Annotated in this window: 18 protein-coding genes and 1 tRNA gene; 11 read left to right on the forward strand and 8 right to left on the reverse strand. The window is 66.0% G+C overall.

Annotated elements, in window-relative coordinates; all coding sequences use genetic code 11:
* From F787_RS0109255 to iscR, 6 genes are all read left to right on the forward strand, one after another.
* On the forward strand, nucleotides 1–1359 hold the full coding sequence (locus F787_RS0109255) for a folylpolyglutamate synthase/dihydrofolate synthase family protein (RefSeq protein WP_028491979.1): 1359 nt from the start codon (nucleotides 1–3) through the stop codon (nucleotides 1357–1359).
* On the forward strand, nucleotides 1335–1991 hold the full coding sequence (locus tag F787_RS0109260; protein WP_019570846.1) for an SPOR domain-containing protein: 657 nt from the start codon (nucleotides 1335–1337) through the stop codon (nucleotides 1989–1991). The genes F787_RS0109255 and F787_RS0109260 overlap by 25 nt, the downstream gene beginning before the upstream one ends.
* 54 nt (nucleotides 1992–2045) lie before the next feature.
* On the forward strand, nucleotides 2046–2636 hold the full coding sequence (locus F787_RS0109265; RefSeq protein WP_028491980.1) for a CvpA family protein: 591 nt from the start codon (nucleotides 2046–2048) through the stop codon (nucleotides 2634–2636).
* Between the two features lie 87 nt (nucleotides 2637–2723).
* Nucleotides 2724–4235, forward strand: a complete 1512-nt coding sequence (gene purF, locus F787_RS0109270) for an amidophosphoribosyltransferase (protein WP_019570845.1) — start codon at nucleotides 2724–2726, stop codon at nucleotides 4233–4235.
* An 11-nt stretch (nucleotides 4236–4246) separates the two neighbouring features.
* The gene (locus F787_RS0109275) at nucleotides 4247–4816 is read left to right on the forward strand and encodes a L,D-transpeptidase (protein WP_196801928.1); all 570 of its coding nucleotides are present in this window, start codon (nucleotides 4247–4249) and stop codon (nucleotides 4814–4816) included.
* Between the two features lie 248 nt (nucleotides 4817–5064).
* Nucleotides 5065–5544 (forward strand): Fe-S cluster assembly transcriptional regulator IscR, encoded by a 480-nt coding sequence (gene iscR / locus F787_RS0109280; protein ID WP_018936055.1) that lies wholly within the window; start codon nucleotides 5065–5067, stop codon nucleotides 5542–5544.
* Between the two features lie 111 nt (nucleotides 5545–5655).
* On the opposite strand, the gene F787_RS0109290 is transcribed toward iscR, so the two are convergent.
* Nucleotides 5656–6471 carry a TIGR01458 family HAD-type hydrolase gene (locus F787_RS0109290; protein WP_019570842.1) on the reverse strand — a complete coding sequence of 272 codons (816 nt, stop codon included), beginning with the start codon at nucleotides 6469–6471 and terminating at the stop codon, nucleotides 5656–5658.
* Between the two features lie 30 nt (nucleotides 6472–6501).
* Nucleotides 6502–7113, reverse strand: a complete 612-nt coding sequence (locus F787_RS0109295) for a methyltransferase domain-containing protein (RefSeq protein WP_028491982.1) — start codon at nucleotides 7111–7113, stop codon at nucleotides 6502–6504.
* 110 nt (nucleotides 7114–7223) lie between these two features.
* Here F787_RS0109295 and F787_RS0109300 point away from each other — a divergent pair, with 110 nt between their 5' ends.
* Complete coding sequence (locus F787_RS0109300) at nucleotides 7224–7937, forward strand: MBL fold metallo-hydrolase (protein WP_028491983.1); 714 nt, start codon at nucleotides 7224–7226, stop codon at nucleotides 7935–7937.
* 54 nt (nucleotides 7938–7991) lie between these two features.
* On the opposite strand, the gene F787_RS0109305 is transcribed toward F787_RS0109300, so the two are convergent.
* Nucleotides 7992–8291: a hypothetical protein gene (locus tag F787_RS0109305; RefSeq protein WP_028491984.1), complete on the reverse strand. Its 300-nt coding sequence runs from the start codon at nucleotides 8289–8291 to the stop codon at nucleotides 7992–7994.
* Nucleotides 8292–9052: 761 nt separating this feature from the next.
* Here F787_RS0109305 and yjjJ point away from each other — a divergent pair.
* Nucleotides 9053–10447 (forward strand): type II toxin-antitoxin system HipA family toxin YjjJ, encoded by a 1395-nt coding sequence (gene yjjJ, locus F787_RS15665; RefSeq protein WP_028491985.1) that lies wholly within the window; start codon nucleotides 9053–9055, stop codon nucleotides 10445–10447.
* Nucleotides 10448–10726: 279 nt separating this feature from the next.
* Here the strand turns inward: yjjJ and F787_RS0109315 are convergent.
* Both F787_RS0109315 and F787_RS0109320 read right to left on the reverse strand, forming a co-directional pair.
* Nucleotides 10727–10803: transfer RNA gene (locus F787_RS0109315), tRNA-Arg, on the reverse strand.
* 104 nt (nucleotides 10804–10907) lie between these two features.
* Nucleotides 10908–11654 carry a glutamine amidotransferase gene (locus F787_RS0109320; protein WP_231373425.1) on the reverse strand — a complete coding sequence of 249 codons (747 nt, stop codon included), beginning with the start codon at nucleotides 11652–11654 and terminating at the stop codon, nucleotides 10908–10910.
* A 130-nt stretch (nucleotides 11655–11784) separates the two neighbouring features.
* Here F787_RS0109320 and F787_RS0109325 point away from each other — a divergent pair, with 130 nt between their 5' ends.
* Nucleotides 11785–12129, forward strand: coding sequence for a hypothetical protein (locus F787_RS0109325; protein ID WP_028491987.1), 345 nt, complete (start codon nucleotides 11785–11787; stop codon nucleotides 12127–12129).
* A 21-nt stretch (nucleotides 12130–12150) separates the two neighbouring features.
* On the opposite strand, the gene F787_RS0109330 is transcribed toward F787_RS0109325, so the two are convergent.
* Nucleotides 12151–12672, reverse strand: coding sequence for an MOSC domain-containing protein (locus F787_RS0109330; RefSeq protein ID WP_028491988.1), 522 nt, complete (start codon nucleotides 12670–12672; stop codon nucleotides 12151–12153).
* A gap of 301 nt (nucleotides 12673–12973) precedes the next feature.
* Between F787_RS0109330 and F787_RS0109335 the strand changes: the two genes are divergently transcribed.
* Nucleotides 12974–13324: a hypothetical protein gene (locus F787_RS0109335; protein ID WP_028491989.1), complete on the forward strand. Its 351-nt coding sequence runs from the start codon at nucleotides 12974–12976 to the stop codon at nucleotides 13322–13324.
* 3 nt (nucleotides 13325–13327) lie between these two features.
* Nucleotides 13328–15442 (forward strand): bifunctional diguanylate cyclase/phosphodiesterase, encoded by a 2115-nt coding sequence (locus tag F787_RS0109340; RefSeq protein WP_028491990.1) that lies wholly within the window; start codon nucleotides 13328–13330, stop codon nucleotides 15440–15442.
* 60 nt (nucleotides 15443–15502) lie between these two features.
* Here the strand turns inward: F787_RS0109340 and F787_RS0109345 are convergent, their stop codons facing one another.
* Entirely contained in the window at nucleotides 15503–15706 is a 204-nt protein-coding gene (locus tag F787_RS0109345) for a hypothetical protein (protein WP_028491991.1), read from the reverse strand.
* 92 nt (nucleotides 15707–15798) lie between these two features.
* Nucleotides 15799–16539 (reverse strand): bifunctional 2-polyprenyl-6-hydroxyphenol methylase/3-demethylubiquinol 3-O-methyltransferase UbiG, encoded by a 741-nt coding sequence (locus tag F787_RS0109350; RefSeq protein WP_028491992.1) that lies wholly within the window; start codon nucleotides 16537–16539, stop codon nucleotides 15799–15801.
* Between the last annotated feature and the right edge of the window lie 68 nt (nucleotides 16540–16607).

Genomic DNA, 16607 nt, shown 5'->3' on the forward strand with positions numbered 1-16607 from the left:
GTGCGCTTCGAACGTCTCGACGACTGGCTGAGCTGGCAGGAGACCCTGCATCCGGTCGCCATGGATCTGACCCTGGAGCGGGCGGCGGTGGTGGCCGATCGCCTGGGGCTGTGCCGGCATGCGCCGCGTACGGTGCTGGTGGCCGGGACCAACGGCAAGGGCAGCGTGGCCACGCGTACCGCGGCCCTGCTGCAGGCAATGGGTCTGCGCACCGGTCTGTTCACCTCCCCCCACCTGGTTCGCTACAACGAACGCATTCGCATCAACGGCGGCGAGGCCGAGGACGATGCACTGTGCCGGGCCTTTGACGCGGTGGATCGGGCGCGGGGCGAGGACTCGCTGACCTATTTCGAATTCGCCGCGCTTGCCGCCGGCTGGCTGTTTCGCGAGGCCGCGGTGGACGTGCAGGTGCTGGAAGTGGGCCTGGGCGGGCGGCTGGACGCGACCAATATCTGGGACGCCGACATTGCGGTCATTACCGCGGTGGATCTGGACCATCAGAAATGGCTGGGCGACACCCGCGATGCGATCGGGGCCGAAAAGGCGGGGATCCTGCGCGAGGCTCGCCCGCTGATGCTGGGCGACCCGGATCCGCCCGACAGCGTGCAGGCCAGGGCTCGCCTGCTCGACGTGCCGGTACGTCAGGTGGGCGAGGACTACGACCTGCAGCCTGCCGTGGGGCGCGCAGATGCGCTGCGGTGGTGCTTCGAAGCCGAGGAGACGCTGCTGGAGCTGGCGCCGGAGGCGGTCGCGACCGTGGATGGCGCGGCACGCATGAACCTGGCCACGGCCATGGCCGTGGTGGCGGGTCTCGGGCTGGAATACCGCCTGGACGGCTCCGTGGTGGAGGCCGCGTTGTGCAGCCAGGCGCCGGGTCGGCTGCAGCGGATTCGCCCGGGTGGGGCCGAGCCCGAATGGTTGCTCGACGTAGCCCATAACGGGCATGCGGTCGCGGAACTGGGTCGCTGGCTGCGGGCGCGACCGGTATCGGGTCCGGTGGTCGCCGCCGTGGCGGTGATGGCCGACAAGGAGCGTGCCGCGATGTGGGCGGCCCTGGACGAGGTGGTCGACCACTGGGTGCCGCTGTCCCTGGATCTTCCGCGCGCGTTGCCGGCGGCTGACATCGCCGCGGAGCTGGCTGCAGCCGGTGTCGGCCGGGTTGAAGCCCCTGCGGCGAGCGTGGCGCAGGGGCTGGATCGGGCGCGGGAGCTAGCCGGGGCGTCGGGCCGCGTGGTGGTGTTCGGGTCGTTCCACACCGTGGCTGCCGCCGCGACCGAAGGGCCCGCGTTCCTGGCCGAGGCGGCAGCCACGGCGACGCGCCCGGTGGAGCGGGTATGCACGGGCGAGGTGTCACCGTGAGCGACGAGCCGGTTGTGCGTTATCGCCTGGTCGGCGCGGTGATCCTGATCGCGCTCGCGGTGATCTTCCTGCCATGGTTGTTCGACGGGGCGGGCTACCAGTACATGACGGATGCGGAAGACCCGGTCCCCGAGGCACCGCAGTTCGCCGAGCCGGACGTGCCGTTGCCATCGGAACGTGACACGCGCATGCGCGATGAAGCACCGGAGGACGAGATGGAAACGCCCGGCATGGATACGTCGCGCGTTGCGGAGGCGCGGAGACTGCCATCGGACCTTGACGCGGAAGATGACGAAGATGACATGGCCGCGGACGACTCTGTGGCCAGTCCCGAAACCGAGGCGGCGCAGGGGCCGGAACCGCTGCGGCGCGAGGGGGAACCGACGCAGGAGGTCACCAGTGGATGGGCGGTCCAGGTCGGCAGTTACCGTGACGGGGATAATGCGCGCGAACAGGAACGGGCCCTGCGGGATGCCGGACTGGCGGCGTTTGTCGAGGACGTGACGGTGGACGGCGAGACCGTCTACCGGGTCAAGGTCGGGCCTCGGGCCGATCGCGAAGCGGCGATCCGACTGCGCGAGGACCTGGAAGAAGAACGGGATTTGTCCGGGATCGTGGTGACCTTCCCCTGAAGGCCGCCACGCATCGATGTACGTGTTCCAGCAAGCCTGCGATAGACTGACACCGTGAACTGGATCGACCTTGTCATTATTGCCCTGATCGCCGTATCAGGAGTCATCAGCCTGTTCCGCGGATTCGTGCGCGAGACCTTCTCGCTGGCGACGTGGATCGTGGGCATATGGGTGGGCATCCGCTTTGCCGCCGACGTGGCCGTGGTCCTGCCGGATGCGGTCCCGGACGAGACCATTCGTCTGGCGATCGGTTTCGCCGTGCTGTTCATTGCCGTGCTGATCGTGGGCGGCCTGCTGGGCGTGCTGGCGGGCAAGCTGGTGAAGGGAACCGGGCTCACCGGGACCGACCGTTCCCTGGGCGTCATCTTTGGTGCTCTGCGCGGGGTGGTGCTGGTGGCCATGCTGGTGTTCCTCGCCTCGCTGACCCTGATGCCGGAGGAGGGCTGGTGGGAGCGCAGCATGCTCATCCCGCATTTCGAGCGCGTGGTCGACTGGATGCTGGGACTGCTCCCGGAAGACTGGCAGGAACATCTGGAGGGTCTGGTGTCCGGCGGCGAGACGGACGCGGGCGCCGGTGGGGAGGCCCCGTTCCCGTTCGAGTCCGGGGCCGAACCGGACGCCGAACCGCCGGATGCGCCGCAATAGGACGTCATCCGTAATCATCACCCGTCGAAACGAATCACCGATCCGGCCCGGTCACGCAAGGGCCATCCCGAACCCCCTGGAGTCAGTATGTGCGGAGTTGTCGGAATCGTTGGCCGTTCCCCGGTCAATCAGCCCATTTATGATGCCCTGCTGGTGCTGCAGCACCGTGGCCAGGACGCCGCGGGCATCGTGACCTGCGACGATGACGGGCGGCTGCATCTGCGCAAGGACAACGGGCTGGTGCGCGATGTGTTCAACAATCATCACATGCAGACGCTGACCGGCAACATGGGGATCGGCCATGTGCGTTATCCCACCGCCGGTTCCTCGTCTTCGGCCGAGGCCCAGCCGTTCTACGTGAATTCGCCGTTCGGCATCACGCTGGGGCACAACGGCAACCTGACCAATGCCGGGGAACTCAAGCACGAGCTGTTCGCGACCGATCGGCGCCACATCAATACCGATTCCGACTCCGAAATCCTGCTCAACGTCTTCGCCCAGGAGCTGCTCCGGTTCATCGACAACGGCCTGACGCCGGACTCTGTCTTCGATGCGGTGGAACGGGTGCACCAGCGGGCGCGCGGGGCGTACGGCGTGGTGGCCATGATCGCCGGCCGCGGGATGCTGGCGTTCCGCGACCCGCAGGGGATCCGGCCGCTGGTCTACGGCTCGCGCGAGGCCGAAGACGGTGAGGGACGGGAGTGGATGGCGGCCTCCGAGAGCGCGGCGCTGGAGTCGCTGGGCTTCGAGCTGGAGCGTGACCTGGCCCCCGGCGAGGCGCTGTTCGTTACGCCCGAGGGGGAGGTGTACACGCGCGCCTGCGCGGAGAATACGCGGCTGACGCCCTGCATGTTCGAGCATGTGTATTTTGCCCGGCCCGATTCGGTGATCGACAACGTGTTCGTCCATCGCGCGCGCATGCGCATGGGCACCGCGCTGGGCGAGAAGATCCGCCGCGAGTGGCCGGATCACGATATCGACGTGATCGTGCCCATCCCCGACACGGGTCGTACCGTCGCGCTGGAGATGGCCCACGAGCTGGATATCAAGTACCGCGAGGGCTTCATCAAGAACCGCTACATCGGCCGAACTTTCATCATGCCGGGGCAGACCAAGCGGCAGAAGTCGGTACGGCAGAAGCTCAATGCGATCTCGCTGGAGTTTCGGGGCAAGAACGTGATGCTGGTGGACGATTCCATCGTGCGCGGGACCACCTCGCGCGAGATCGTCCTGATGGCGCGCGAGGCGGGGGCGAAGAAGGTGTATTTCGCCTCCGCCGCGCCGCCGGTGCGCTATCCCAATGTCTACGGGATCGACATGCCGGCTGCACACGAGCTGATCGCCCACGGGCGCGACGAGGACGAGGTGTGCGAGGCGATCGCGGCGGATCGGCTGATCTATCAGGACCTGGAAGACCTGAAGGCAGCGGTGTGGCGCGGTAACCGCGCGATCGACGAATTCGACTGCTCGGTATTCACCGGCGAATACGTGACCGAGTTGCCGGATGGCTATCTGGACCAGCTGGCCGCGGCCCGCGCCGACGGCGTGAAAAACACCCCGGTCGCGGGCGAAGTACTCGACCTGGCCAACAAGAAGTAGGCGACGTGACCTTGCCCTCGCTCGAATGGATCGAACCGGTGGTGGCCGACGCCCGTGAACGGGCGCGGGCCTCCGCCGATCTGCCGGTGGTCGTGGTCCGCGTGGACCAGCAGCGCCTCTACGTGTGGGAGGGCGGCCGGGTGACCGATATCTTCGAGGTGTCCACCGCCGAGAACGGCGTGGGTAACGAGGACGGGAGCCTCAAGACCCCGCCGGGTCTGCATCGCATCGCCGAGCGCTTCGGCGAGGGCGCCCCGAAGGGCACCATCTTCCGCGCCCGGGGCAATACCGGGCAGACGGCCGAGATCCTCACCGGCCCCGATGAACGCAGTCCGCGTGACAACATCACCTCGCGGATCCTGTGGCTGGAAGGTCTGGAAGATGGCGTGAACCGTGGCGAGGGCATCGACTCGCTGCAGCGTTACATCTACATCCATGGTACCGACGAAGAGGGGCGTATCGGCCAGCCGGCCTCGCATGGTTGCGTGCGCATGCGCAATGACGAGGTCATCGAGCTGTTCCCCCGTCTCCCGGTCGGCACGCCGGTGCTGATCCTGCCGGAGGCCCGGGCGGGGTCGTAGTCCGTCCGGGCCTATAGCCCCGATACCGCCAGGGAAAAAAATCCCCGCGATTGTTGGAACTTTGACCGTTCCCGAATATCCTAATGCGTACAACCGTTAGAAAAGCGTGAAATCTGTCAAAACGCTTGTTAGGATAGCGGAATTATTCCTGACCATGGTTGTCGGGAACTAGGAACGGAATCTGTTGCCATAAGGACTGGGAAAAGGAACAAGGCGACATACCGACCACGATTTCGGAGGCGAAAGACATGAAACTCTCGACCAAGGGCCGCTATGCGGTGACAGCAATGATGGACCTGGCGATTCACGACCGGATCGGTCCGGTGACCCTCGCCGACATTTCCCAGTGCCAGGGGATCTCCCTGTCCTATCTGGAGCAGCTGTTTGCGAAGCTGCGCAAGGCCGGGCTGGTGGAAGGCGTTCGCGGCCCCGGCGGTGGCTATCGTCTGGCCAAACGGGCCGATCAGATCAGCGTGGCGAACATCATCACGGCGGTGGACGAATCGGTGGACGTGACCCGCTGCAAGGGCCACAAGGACTGCCAGGAAGGTGACCGCTGCCTGACCCACGAGCTGTGGGACGAGCTGAGCCAGCAGCTGTACGACTTCCTCGACGGCATCACCCTGGCGCAGTTCGCCAACCGTCCGGAAGTGCAGAAGGTGGCGCGGCAGCAGGACGAGCGTCGCGGCGCCCGGCACCACTTCATCTTCCGTAACGACGCCGCCTGATCACGATCAACGGTGCGGCCCGCTCTGGCGGGTCGTGCCGGGTTCGTGGTCCGGTACCCTATCCGCCCCGTCGGTCTTCTCCCCCCGGAAGTCCGTCGGGGCGGTCCTCATTCAGGGGCGTTCCCGCTCGGGATGGCAGGCGGGATCCAGCAGGCCGTCCACGACATCCGCCAGATCGCCCGCCAGTCCCGCACCGGGGTGACCGCACAGGTTCTCGTCGCCGGGCTGGTACTTGCCCGTCTGTACCAGGCAGGCGGCCATGCCCGCCTCCAGTGCACCGTCGACATCGGCGGTCACGTCATCCCCCACCATCAGGACTTCTTCCGGTTGCAGTCCCAGATCGGCGACGGCGGCGTGGAACAGCCGCGGGTCCGGCTTGCCGAAGTTTTCCGCGGTGACGTCGGCGGCGAATTCCAGCGCGCGCACGAACGGGCCCAGATCCAGCGACAGACCGTCCCCTTCGCGGAAATACCGGTTCAGTCCCATGACCCACAGGGGTGCCCCGTGCATCAGCACCCGGAACGCGCCGTTGAGATGGGCATAGTCGAAGGCCTCGCCCATGTCGCCCATGACCACGACGTCGGGATCTTCCGTCGGCAGGTCCGCGAACTCCGGCGCGAGATCCGGATTCAGCAGCAGGAGCGGCCGCCGCCCTTCGGCCTGCAGGCGGGCGTGAATGGCCGCGGGCGCGGTGGCCAGGTGCTCCGGCTGGATGCTGAAGCCCAGCGCGGCCATCTCCCGCACGATGCGGGATCGGGAATGCCGCGTGGTATTGGTGACGTAGCGCACCGGGTAGCCGGCGGTGTGCAGGCGCCGGAGGGCATCGGCCGCCCCGGGCAGCGCCTTGTCCCCGACATACAGGACACCGGAGAGATCCAGAAGCACCGCGCGGGTGCGGTCGAGGCCACTGGGTGGCTGCAGGAACATGGTCACCTCCCGGCCGTCGGGCGGCCCGTATCAGCGCCGGATCAGCCGACGCAGGATTTCATGCTTGCCGTTGAAATGCTCCGTGGCCCCGGCGTCGTCGCGCCAGATCCAGTGCTCCTCGGGAAACAGTGCCTGCATGTCGGGCAGGGCGCAATGATAGGGCGGCCCGCCTTCGCGCCCGGTCTGCATGAAACAGGCGAACAGCTCGCCACCCGGGCGCAGCCAGCGCCGCAGGCGCTCGGCGTACGCCTCCCACTGCGCGGGCGGCAGGGCACACAGCGAGGTCTGTTCGTAGATGGCGTCCGCGGGTGCCTCCGGCATCCAGTCGAGCATGTCGACCTGTACGGCCGCCGCGTGTGCCTGCAGGCCCCGGCGCTCCAGCTCCGCCCGCAGGTGCTCGACCGGCGTGGGGGCCACGTCCAGGCCGGTTACCCGGAAGCCGCGTTCGGCCAGCGCCGGCACCTCGTGGCCATAGCCGCAGCCCGGCACCAGCACATGGGCGCCGGGCGCGAGATCGGTGAGCGCCAGCCAGCGCTCCAGAGAAGGGCTGGGTTCGCCCCGGTCCCAGCGGGTCGAGCCCGCGTCATAACGGGCCTGCCAGTGCTGTTCGGGGTTTTCGGCTTCGGGCGCGGAACTTTGCATGACGTTTCGGGATTCCACAGGATGTAGGTTTACTTCCTCATGGTAGCCGGCCCGCGTTCCGGGCCGGAATCGCGACAGCATTACCACGGACATCACCACGGAGACAGCCAATGCCCCAGTCCAGTGCGCTTCCCTATCGGATCCATCGCCAGGAACTCGGTCCCATGGAGAACTTCGTCTACCTGATCGAAGATGTGGGCAGCCGGCGCGCTGCCGTGGTGGATCCGGCCTGGGACCCGGACGCGATCCTGCGCCAGGCGCGGGAACAGGACGTGGAGATCAGCGACATCCTGCTGACCCACAGCCATCACGACCACATCAATGGCATCGAGGCGATCCTCGAATACAACCCCTCGGCGCGTCTGCACCTGCTCAAGCCCGAGGCGGAGTTCTGGGGCCGTGACCTGGAACAGCCGCAGCTGCACCACGGTGGCGACCGCTTCATGCTCGGCGACACCGAGATCCGCATGCTGCACACCCCCGGTCATACCCCGGGCTCGACCTGCTTCCACATGCCGGCCGGCGACGACCTGATTACCGGGGATACCCTGTTCGTGTTCGGCTGCGGCCGTTGCGATCTGCACGGCGGCGACCCCGAGCAGATGTTCCACACCCTGAAGGGCCTGCGCGAGGGCCTGCCGGAGCACACCTGCATCCATCCCGGCCACAACTACGCGGAAAAGCCCGAATCGACGCTGGCCGAGGAAGAAGAGGGCAACCCGTTCATGCACTTCGAGGCGGTGGACGACTTCGTGCACTACCGCATGCACGAACACGACCGGATTCGCAGCCAGCCGTACCGGCCGGTGCCGCGCGGGGGGTGACGTGGCGACTTGCCCACCGTGAAGCGCCTGCCTGCCGGATCGGGGCACAGGCTGTCAGGCCCGGATATCGACGCGGTGATGATGTTGAGTGTGGACGGACACCTCGTTTCCCTGGCGGTCGGTCAGGGTCAGTTGCTGGCTTCCGCCAAAGAGCTTCACGCGTTCTTCGTAATGCACCCGCTGGCCATCCACCACCGCCATCGAGCCCTGGATGTTGCCGTTGTTCAGCGAATAGCTTGAGCCCGCCGGGGGCAGCCCCGACGCGGGTGGCGCGCTACTGGACTGGGCGGTATTGGACTGGGGAGTGATCCGTTGCAGCAGCGCAAGATCGGAGAACAGATTTCCGGACAGCATTTCGATTCCTCGGGGGAGGAGATACGGCCTCCCTCAACCTGTTAGCGGCCAGCTACGCCGGGACTTGAGACGGTCTCGGAGGTGGACGTGAGGGCGGGAACGACCACTGTCCCGCAGGTGTCCCGGAACGGTCCCACAGCTTGGGGGCCTGAATTCATAGATTACGCGCAACGGGTGAACCACGAGGCTCTGCAATATTACCCGGTGCCCGTTCGGACGACCCCACCGGTGTTCGATGCCCCGGCGCCTTTTGCCCGATCGGATGGTTGTACAGGCGCTGGTAGTCCCGGAGGGTGTCTTTCAGATGCGCCCCCGAGTCGAAGCGGTCCGTGAACGCCTTGCCGTCGAGCCGCTGATACCACCGCCGATGCGTCTCTGCCCAGCCACTCACACTATCCTCGGTCCGCGGGTACTTGCACACGGTGTTGCGCGAGCCTCCGGGTTCCTTCCCGATGGCCCGGATCGGCCTCGGCCGTCTTCGTGCAGCGTCTCGATCTTGTGTCTCACAACTTACTTCTTCAGGGCGGGGGAGTCGGTCATGGTGCGTTCCCGGGGTTGAGTCTTGAACTCCGGGATGGTGTCGCCCCGCCTTGGTCACAAATCGTGTCACAAACCTGTCCGGCCGAGAGTTGGCCTGGTTGAGCCCCGTTTCGGTCAAAGAATTGTTTCAGTGCACACCTCCAAAGGCTGTGGAAGCGATGCATATCAGCCCTTTGATGGGTTAGGATCTTCTCAATAATCATTTCAATAGGTGGGGTCGGATGAGGAGCAAGCGAGAGGCAGCGCATCAGCGGCTCGGCCTGGCGCTTGCGAGGCTCGCCCCGGCGCGCGCAGCTGATCTTGCCCGCGAACTGGGGCTGTCGGTCCCCACCCTTCATCGCCTGCTGCAGGAGACGACCGAGCCCGTCCTTGCGGCCGGGCGGGCCCGGCGCACTCGCTACGCTCTGCGCAGAGCGCTGCGAGGCGACTTCGCGCCCATCCCCATCCGTGTGATTGATGAAGCCGGCCAGCCGGACGAGCTCACGGAGATCTCGCCCGTGCAGCCGCAGGGCTGCCATGCCGACTTCGGTGGCTCGGATTGGCCTTTGGAGGATGACGACGAGACCCCCGAAGGATGGTGGGCCGGTCTGCCATACCCTTTGTACGATATGCGCCCCCAGGGCTACCTCGGGCGCCAGCTGGCGCATGGCCTGCAGGACACCCTCGCGGTGTCATCCAATCCCGATGCCTGGAGTGACGACGATATCCTCTGGGTTCTGAGTCGTATGGGGTCCGATCTCCCGGGCAACCTGGTTGTTGGTGATGCCGCATTCAAGGGCTGGCAGAAGGCCCGCCTGGACCCCCCTCCGATTCTCGGGGCGCATGAAATCGAAGCGATGTATGTGAAGGCGGCGGAGGAGGCCATCTCACTGGGCCTTGCGGGTTCCAGTGCCGCGGGTGAGTTCCCGAAGTTCACCGCCCTTCGAGACTTGCAGGGCAGTCGTAGTCCGCACGTCATCGTGAAGTTTTCGGGTGCGGACGAGTCCGTGACCGTGCAACGCTGGTCGGATCTGCTGGTGGCGGAGCATCTGGCACTGGAGGCGGTCGCGGGGCTGCCCGGTGTGCAGAGTCCGCCCAGCCGAATCCTCCGGCATCAGGGCCGCACGTTCCTGGAGATCGAGCGCTTCGACCGCCACGGACTGTTCGGCCGCAGCGCGGTCGTGACGCTGGAGACCGTGAACGCGGCCTTGCTCGGCCATGCGCCTTCGGCATGGGACGCCCTCGCCCAGGGACTCGCGGACAAGCGTCTGCTGGCGCCGGAGGCGGTTGCAGCCATCCGTCACATCACCTGGTTCGGCCGACTGATTGCCAATAGCGACATGCATCTGGGCAACCTCGCCTTTCGCCCGGAGGAGGGCCGGCTTCTCCTGTGCCCGATCTACGACATGCTCCCGATGGCGTACGCGCCGCTCCCGGGTGGTGAACTGCCACGCGTGAGGTTCGAGCCCGACCTGCCCTTGCCCCGTGAACATGGCGTGTGGGTCAACACTTGTCACGCCGCGATTCGGTACTGGCAAACCTTGGCGGATGACCCCCGCATCAGTTCCACGTTTCGCCGGGTTGCATCCGAAAACGCCCTCGAGCTGCAAAGGCGCCTGGCACTTGTCGGGCCCTGATCGCCGGTCGTATGGTCCGATGGCCGAATCAGGGCAGACCCTCCACGACATGTTGCAGGCATTCATGCGGGATGGCTGGTCGGGTCATCGCGTGTCAGGCCTGTGCGCGGGCGGCAGGGCTCGAACCGGACGATGCCAGGCGGCCAAATTCGGAGGAGGCAGGAAGATGCCGATCGAGACCGGTCACACAACGGTCGCAGCGTGGTCACAGACGGTTGAAAGGCCCCGAATGAAAAAGGGACCAGCGACCGTAAGTCACTGATCCCTTTCTCGAAATCATGGCGCGCCCGGGAGGATTCGAACCTCCGACCGCCTGGTTCGTAGCCAGGTACTCTATCCAGCTGAGCTACGGGCGCCTCGACTGAGAGGCGAATTATGGGGATCCGGGTCCGTTGATGCAAGCCCCTGCGCGCAATTTGCGGCACGCGGGAGGCCCCGTTCTTGCCGTCGGGCACGCTGCTCAGTCGTCGGCCGTCAGCTGCTGTTTCTGCTCTCGTCCGGCCACCCGTTGTCCGAATTGCTGCAGTACGCGGACGCTCTCGGGTGTCGCAGTCACATCTTGCAGGAGAGCATCCGCCCCGAGCTGCTGCCGGGTCAGTTCTTGCCGGTAGTACTCCACGTAATGTGGGACGATTTCCTGATCAAACTCCGGATGGAACTGCAGCCCCCACGCATGTTCGCCAAATCGGAAACCCTGATGCTCATCCATGTCACTCCAGCCCAGTCGTACCGCCCCCGGAGGCAGGGTGAGGACGGACTGGCTGTGGCTGACCTGGGCCGGGAATCGACGGGGTAAACCACGGAACACCGGATCGGTCGAAGCCGCGTCGTCAAGGGTGATCGAGGTGGTTCCGACTTCGATACCGCGGGGGTTGTAGCCCACTTCGCCGCCCAGGGACCAGGCCAGCAACTGGTGCCCGAAACAGATGCCCAGTACCGATACTCCCTGATCGACGGTGTCTTTCAGCCATGCTGCCGTACGGACCATCCAGGTTAGCTCTTCGGTGACCATGGATCCGGAGCCCGTGATGGCCACTCCAGCCACGGCGCCCGGTTCAGGCAGAGGGGCGCCGGACTGCACGTCGACTGACATCGTGTTTTGTAGCGGCCAGCCCATCGCTTGCGCGATCCAGTGGTCATAGTCCCCCGGATAATCCGCAAGGGACGGGATCTTGGTGCCTGTTTTTATGACCAGCAGCGGCTTCATGACCATATCCTTTCCCGAACCCAGCTGGCCATTCAAGTCTCAACCACGAGGACGTGTCGATTCCGCTGTCCTGTGGCGGACCGGGTTCGAACCCGGGTATCGTGCAGAAACGGAGGCTCAGGAGACCCGCATGTCCGAACTGGCAGCCCGACTGCGCAACGTCCGCGACCAGCTCTCGCGCCTGGAGGCGCTGACCCGCGATGACCCCGCGGCGGCCCGGCAGCTCGTGACGGAACTGACCCGCGAGCTGAATCAGGCGCTCGACGCCGCAGAGGAACAGGACGGCGCCGGGGCCGCGCGCAAGCCCGAGGAGCCGCGGCCCCCGCGCGACCCGATCGAGAAATGTCCCCGCTGCACCCTGCGCGGGTTCACGTTTCAGGAGGGCACCATCCGCGAGAGCGCGACGCGAGCAGGGCACTACGAGGCGCTCTACCACTGCATGAGCTGCGGCTACGAGGCGTGGCGGCCGCTCTGAGTCCGGCCCCTCGTGGTCATGTCATGGCTCGCCGGGACCGTCCCGCGCGACCGCGTGCCACTCCACGGGATCACCGACCTGCAGGATCCCACCCTCCATTGGACGCAGGCAGATGCCGCTGTCGTGGCGCAGGGCGGCCGCAAGGTTGTAGCCAACGACCTGGTTGAGCCAGCCGCAGGGTGGCCGGGGCCGTTCAATCATGAAGCGCGTTTCGCCGATCCGCAGCTCGCCCTCCCGCGGGCTGCGTCCCAGGCCGGAGACCACCAGATTGCGACGGTGTTCGCCGGGCGCAGGCTCGGCGGGCTGGCGCAGGCGTCGCGCGCGGCGTCCGGCCCGTTCGAGTTCCTCGGTGCCGATCAGGGTGACGCGACAGGCCTCGACCGTGTGCCAGTGCCCGCGACCGTGGCGGTAGCGATCCCCCTGCAGGCCCGCTCCGTCGACCCGGATGCGGTCGTAGGCGGTCATGGGCGCGCCGGCTCGTTCCGCGATCCAGATGGCGTCCAAAGTGCCGGTCGCGGTGTGGCGGCGGAAGAACGGGATCATGAGTGGCTTGCCTCACCAAGCGTGACGGACATGGTGCCGGATTCGGGGACAATGCGGAACCTGTTCCGATAAAGTAGAATGCGCTGATAATAGGGGGGGTATTCAGAATTCCGGGTCACGGCCGATGCTGATGGCGCAAGGCAAGGCCGTTTCATGCGCGGGATAGACGAACGGGGTTGATGACGAAAAGGCCTGCCGGGGGGGGCGGCAGGGTCTGAAAGGGTACCGGAGACGTCGGAGGGTTCTTCCTGCAGGCATGAAGCCGTGAAGAGGGCCGCCCGCGAGAGAGAGGAGAAGGGACATGGGCACAACGGGCCAGTATCGGCGGCGACACCGTATACGCGCGAGTCTGCGCGAGTTTGTACTTCCCCCGATTGACGATGGTCTCGTACTGGGCCGCGAGTCGCCGATCGGATACGTGGCGGTGGGGAGGGCGCTGGAACTGCTGGCGGTCCGGGCAGTTCAGCACGTGGAGACCGATGACGAGGTTATCGGTGACATCCTCGTGCGCAGTGCGATCCTGCGGAAGATTTCCGAAGATCAGGTCCGAGATTTCGTGCTCACCGAGATCAAGCCCTTGATGGGGGCGGAAGAAATCATTCAGCTCGACCTTCAGGTCGAGGTGGACCTGGACCTGGAACGGGAGCAGTAGCGCATGGAGGGGCTGGCACTTTCGGACTGCCTGGATGCGGGTGCACTGCGGGTCGATGCATTTGCGTGCTACGACGAGATCGCCCGACAGGGTGACCATCCCGTGTTCGTGGTGATCGACGAGACGGGGCAGTACCAGGGGCTGGTGACCCCACGTGCCGCAGCCCTGTTCCCCAAGCGGATCTTCGCCGATCTTCTTGTGGTGCAGCGGCCGGAGCCCGCGCTGGCACATGACCTCTCGTTGAGAGAGGCGCTGCAGGAGATGGATCGGCGTGCGGTCGATTTCCTGCCGGTGGCGGACACAGGGGGCGACTTCCTGGGCGTGGTGTCACGCCTGTCGATCGCCGATGGCCTGCTCCGCCGCGAGGCGCAGCAAAGGGATGAACTCGAGCGCCTGCTCGCGGATTATCGCGAGGAACTGGAACAGCGGCGGATCTCGACGGCCGTGTTCGAGGCAACCAGCGAGGGGATCATGGTCACCGATGCGCAGCAGCGCATCGTCCAGGTCAATCCGGCCTTCGAGCGAACCACGGGCTGGTCTCGTCAGGAAGCCCTTGGCGAGACCCCCGCCTTGTTACATTCCGGTGCTCAGGACGCCGGTTTCTACGCCGGTATGTGGAAGGCGCTGAATAAGACAGATGCCTGGGAAGGCGAGATCTGGAACCGCCGGAAGAACGGCGAGGTGTATCCGGAATGGCTGCACATCAACGTCATCCGCGGTGACGACGGAGAGATCCACTATTACGTCGGGGTGTTTTCGGACGCCACCAAACATGAAGAGATGCGCCAGCGGCTGCATTATTTCGCCTATCACGATGCGCTGACCGGTCTGCCGAACCGTCAGCTTTTCATGGACCGGCTGGAACAGGCGATGCGCGATGCGCGGCGCGAAGGCAAGGGACTGGCAGTGGCCTTCGTTGATCTCAACGGCTTTAAAGAGGTGAACGACACGCGCGGGCACGCGGCCGGAGATGAGCTCCTGAAGCAGGTCGCGGACACGTTGCAGGGGGCGGTACGCGAAGTGGATACGGTGGCGCGCTTTGGCGGGGACGAGTTCGCGCTGCTGCTGCCTGACTGCGGTGACGGAGAATCCGCGAGTGTCGTCATGGAGCGGGTGCTTTCGGCGCTCAACCGGCCCTTTTCCCTGGGGGGCCACGACGAGGTGCGGACCTCGGGCTCAGCCGGAATCAGTCGATTTCCCGCCGACGGAGATACGGGCGAGAGCCTGCTGATGGCCGCCGACAATGCCCTTTACGAGGCCAAGGCCGAACAGCGTGCGGGTTACCGCTTCTTTTCGGCCTCGGGCTATGACCAGTTCGTCGAACGTGTGCAGATGCTGGACGATCTGCGAGCGGCCCTGGAGAACGGAGACATCACGCTGGAGTGGCAGCCGCAGGTGGCGCTGGCAACCGGCCGGTTGGTGGGGCTGGAGGCTCTGGCTCGCTGGGTTCGCGGCGACGGCTCCCGGGTGCGTCCGGATGTCTTCGTGCGTCTGGCGGAACAGTCGGGCTTGATCGATGATCTCGGCACGTACATATTCGACCTGGCCATGCGGGAGGTGGCCGGGCTTTCCGGTGAGTCCTTGTTGCCCGACGGCGGGGATCTGCGCTTCGCCGTGAACGTCTCGCCTCTCCAGGTGCACCCACCGGCAAATGGCGACCAGGATCTGGCGAGCGTCCTCCAGGGCATCGCGGCATCGCATCAGGTGGGGCTGGATCGTATCGAGCTGGAGGTGACCGAAACCGCATTATCGCGCTGCCCGGAGGAAATGTACCGAGTTCTGGAGTGGCTCGGGGCCGAAGGGGCCCGCGTTGCAATCGACGATTTCGGCACCGGCTGTTCGAATCTGGCGGTCATGCGGCGCTTGCCGATCCACAAGGTGAAGCTGGATCGATCCATGGTCACGAATCTGGTCGAGGGGGCGGTGGATCGGGACATCGTGACCGCTGTAGTGGGCATGGCCCGTTCCATGAAGATCACGGTCCTGGCCGAGGGCGTCGAAACGCAGGAGCAGGCCGATATGCTCCGCGATCTGGGCTGTGACTATGCCCAGGGCTATCTGTTTGGACGGCCACAGCCCATGTCCATGCTGCGAGAGACCCTTCGAGGAACGGTCTGAACTCTCAGGCAATGGGCCCGGCGCGGTGGAACCTGCCCCGTGCCGTGGCCCGGCCCTGGCCTAGTCTTCCTCCGCGTCTTCCTCGCCGCTGGGGGTGATGGTGCGCCCCAGGGCGGCGGCGGTGCTGCCGGTGGCCTTGACGGTGCCGGTGGTGACGCTGACGGCGGCGCTGGTGGCCGAGCTGGCCACGCTGACGGCCGCGCAGCCACTGGCCAGCGGCAGGATGATGGCGACGAGGAGCAGCGGGCGCGCGCAGTGATGCATTCGCATGGGAGGGGCCTTGCGGGGTGGACAGGGCTACAGTCTGGCCGGAACACCCGTGCCTTGAAAAGTACGCGGCTGGGGCGCGGGTCTCATCAACGTTGCCGGCAGACCAGGAAGACTTCTTCGACGCCGTCGGTGGCGACCATGCCGGAATGGAGTTTCAGCGGTTTCTGCAGGCGCAGGCCCAGGGGCATGAGAAAGCGGTTATAGACCTTCATGGCCACGGGCCGGTGGCGCTCGAGGAACCACATGCCCAGGTCGTTCAGCCGCGAAGAGCGGGGTTTCATGCCGAAGATCGCGCTTTGTTCCACCTCCAGCCCGTGGTGGTCGAGCAGGTCCATGAGGCGGTCGGGTTCATAGCGGCGATAGTGGCCGACGATGTCGTCGAACGGCGTCCAGTATTCGGGGTGGAGCGGGGTGGAGAGCAGGACCTGTGCGCCGGGTTCGGCCACCCGGCTGATCTCCGCCAGTGCCGCCTCGTCGTCCTCCACGTGCTCGATGATGTCCAGGGCGCTCACCAGACCGAAGCTGTCGTCGGCGTGCGGCAGCTCGGAGACCGGTGCGGTATGGGTGATGCCGCCCTCGGCGGCGAGGGTGTCCAGCGCCGGCGGGCTGATGTCGACGAAGTGGGTGTTCTCGATGGGCAGTCGCGGGCGCATGCCGGGGCCGACCTCGAGTCGCCGGTCGTGACTCCGGGCCAGGCCGGAAACCAGGTCCCAGGTGTTGAAGCGTTCGGGGCGCACCAGCCGGCTGTCCGCCCATAGCTGGTCGTAGAAGCGCTGGTTGACGTCGCTGACTTCCGATGCCGGAGGGGTGGCTGGATCGTGCGTCATGGGGAGGGCCGGTGTTGAGCGTGGGGCCCAGTGTAGTCGCCCGGGCCGGGGGACGCAGGTGGTGTTTC

It is taken from the genome of Thioalkalivibrio sp. ALE19 (genome assembly GCF_000428605.1).
Classification (GTDB): Bacteria; Pseudomonadota; Gammaproteobacteria; order Ectothiorhodospirales; family Ectothiorhodospiraceae; genus Thioalkalivibrio.

Excerpts from the sequence above, each read along its gene's own strand:
- F787_RS0109260 (WP_019570846.1), top strand. The coding sequence starts at position 1,335 with ATGCACGGGCGAGGTGTCACCGTGAGCGACGAGCCGGTTGTGCGTTAT.
- purF (WP_019570845.1), top strand. The coding sequence starts at position 2,724 with ATGTGCGGAGTTGTCGGAATCGTTGGCCGTTCCCCGGTCAATCAGCCC.
- iscR (WP_018936055.1), top strand. The coding sequence starts at position 5,065 with ATGAAACTCTCGACCAAGGGCCGCTATGCGGTGACAGCAATGATGGAC.
- F787_RS0109290 (WP_019570842.1), bottom strand. The coding sequence starts at position 6,471 with ATGTTCCTGCAGCCACCCAGTGGCCTCGACCGCACCCGCGCGGTGCTT.
- F787_RS0109295 (WP_028491982.1), bottom strand. The coding sequence starts at position 7,113 with ATGCAAAGTTCCGCGCCCGAAGCCGAAAACCCCGAACAGCACTGGCAG.
- F787_RS0109300 (WP_028491983.1), top strand. The coding sequence starts at position 7,224 with ATGCCCCAGTCCAGTGCGCTTCCCTATCGGATCCATCGCCAGGAACTC.
- F787_RS0109305 (WP_028491984.1), bottom strand. The coding sequence starts at position 8,291 with ATGCTGTCCGGAAATCTGTTCTCCGATCTTGCGCTGCTGCAACGGATC.
- yjjJ (WP_028491985.1), top strand. The coding sequence starts at position 9,053 with ATGAGGAGCAAGCGAGAGGCAGCGCATCAGCGGCTCGGCCTGGCGCTT.
- F787_RS0109320 (WP_231373425.1), bottom strand. The coding sequence starts at position 11,654 with ATGAAGCCGCTGCTGGTCATAAAAACAGGCACCAAGATCCCGTCCCTT.
- F787_RS0109325 (WP_028491987.1), top strand. The coding sequence starts at position 11,785 with ATGTCCGAACTGGCAGCCCGACTGCGCAACGTCCGCGACCAGCTCTCG.
- F787_RS0109330 (WP_028491988.1), bottom strand. The coding sequence starts at position 12,672 with ATGATCCCGTTCTTCCGCCGCCACACCGCGACCGGCACTTTGGACGCC.
- F787_RS0109335 (WP_028491989.1), top strand. The coding sequence starts at position 12,974 with ATGGGCACAACGGGCCAGTATCGGCGGCGACACCGTATACGCGCGAGT.
- F787_RS0109340 (WP_028491990.1), top strand. The coding sequence starts at position 13,328 with ATGGAGGGGCTGGCACTTTCGGACTGCCTGGATGCGGGTGCACTGCGG.
- F787_RS0109345 (WP_028491991.1), bottom strand. The coding sequence starts at position 15,706 with ATGCATCACTGCGCGCGCCCGCTGCTCCTCGTCGCCATCATCCTGCCG.
- F787_RS0109350 (WP_028491992.1), bottom strand. The coding sequence starts at position 16,539 with ATGACGCACGATCCAGCCACCCCTCCGGCATCGGAAGTCAGCGACGTC.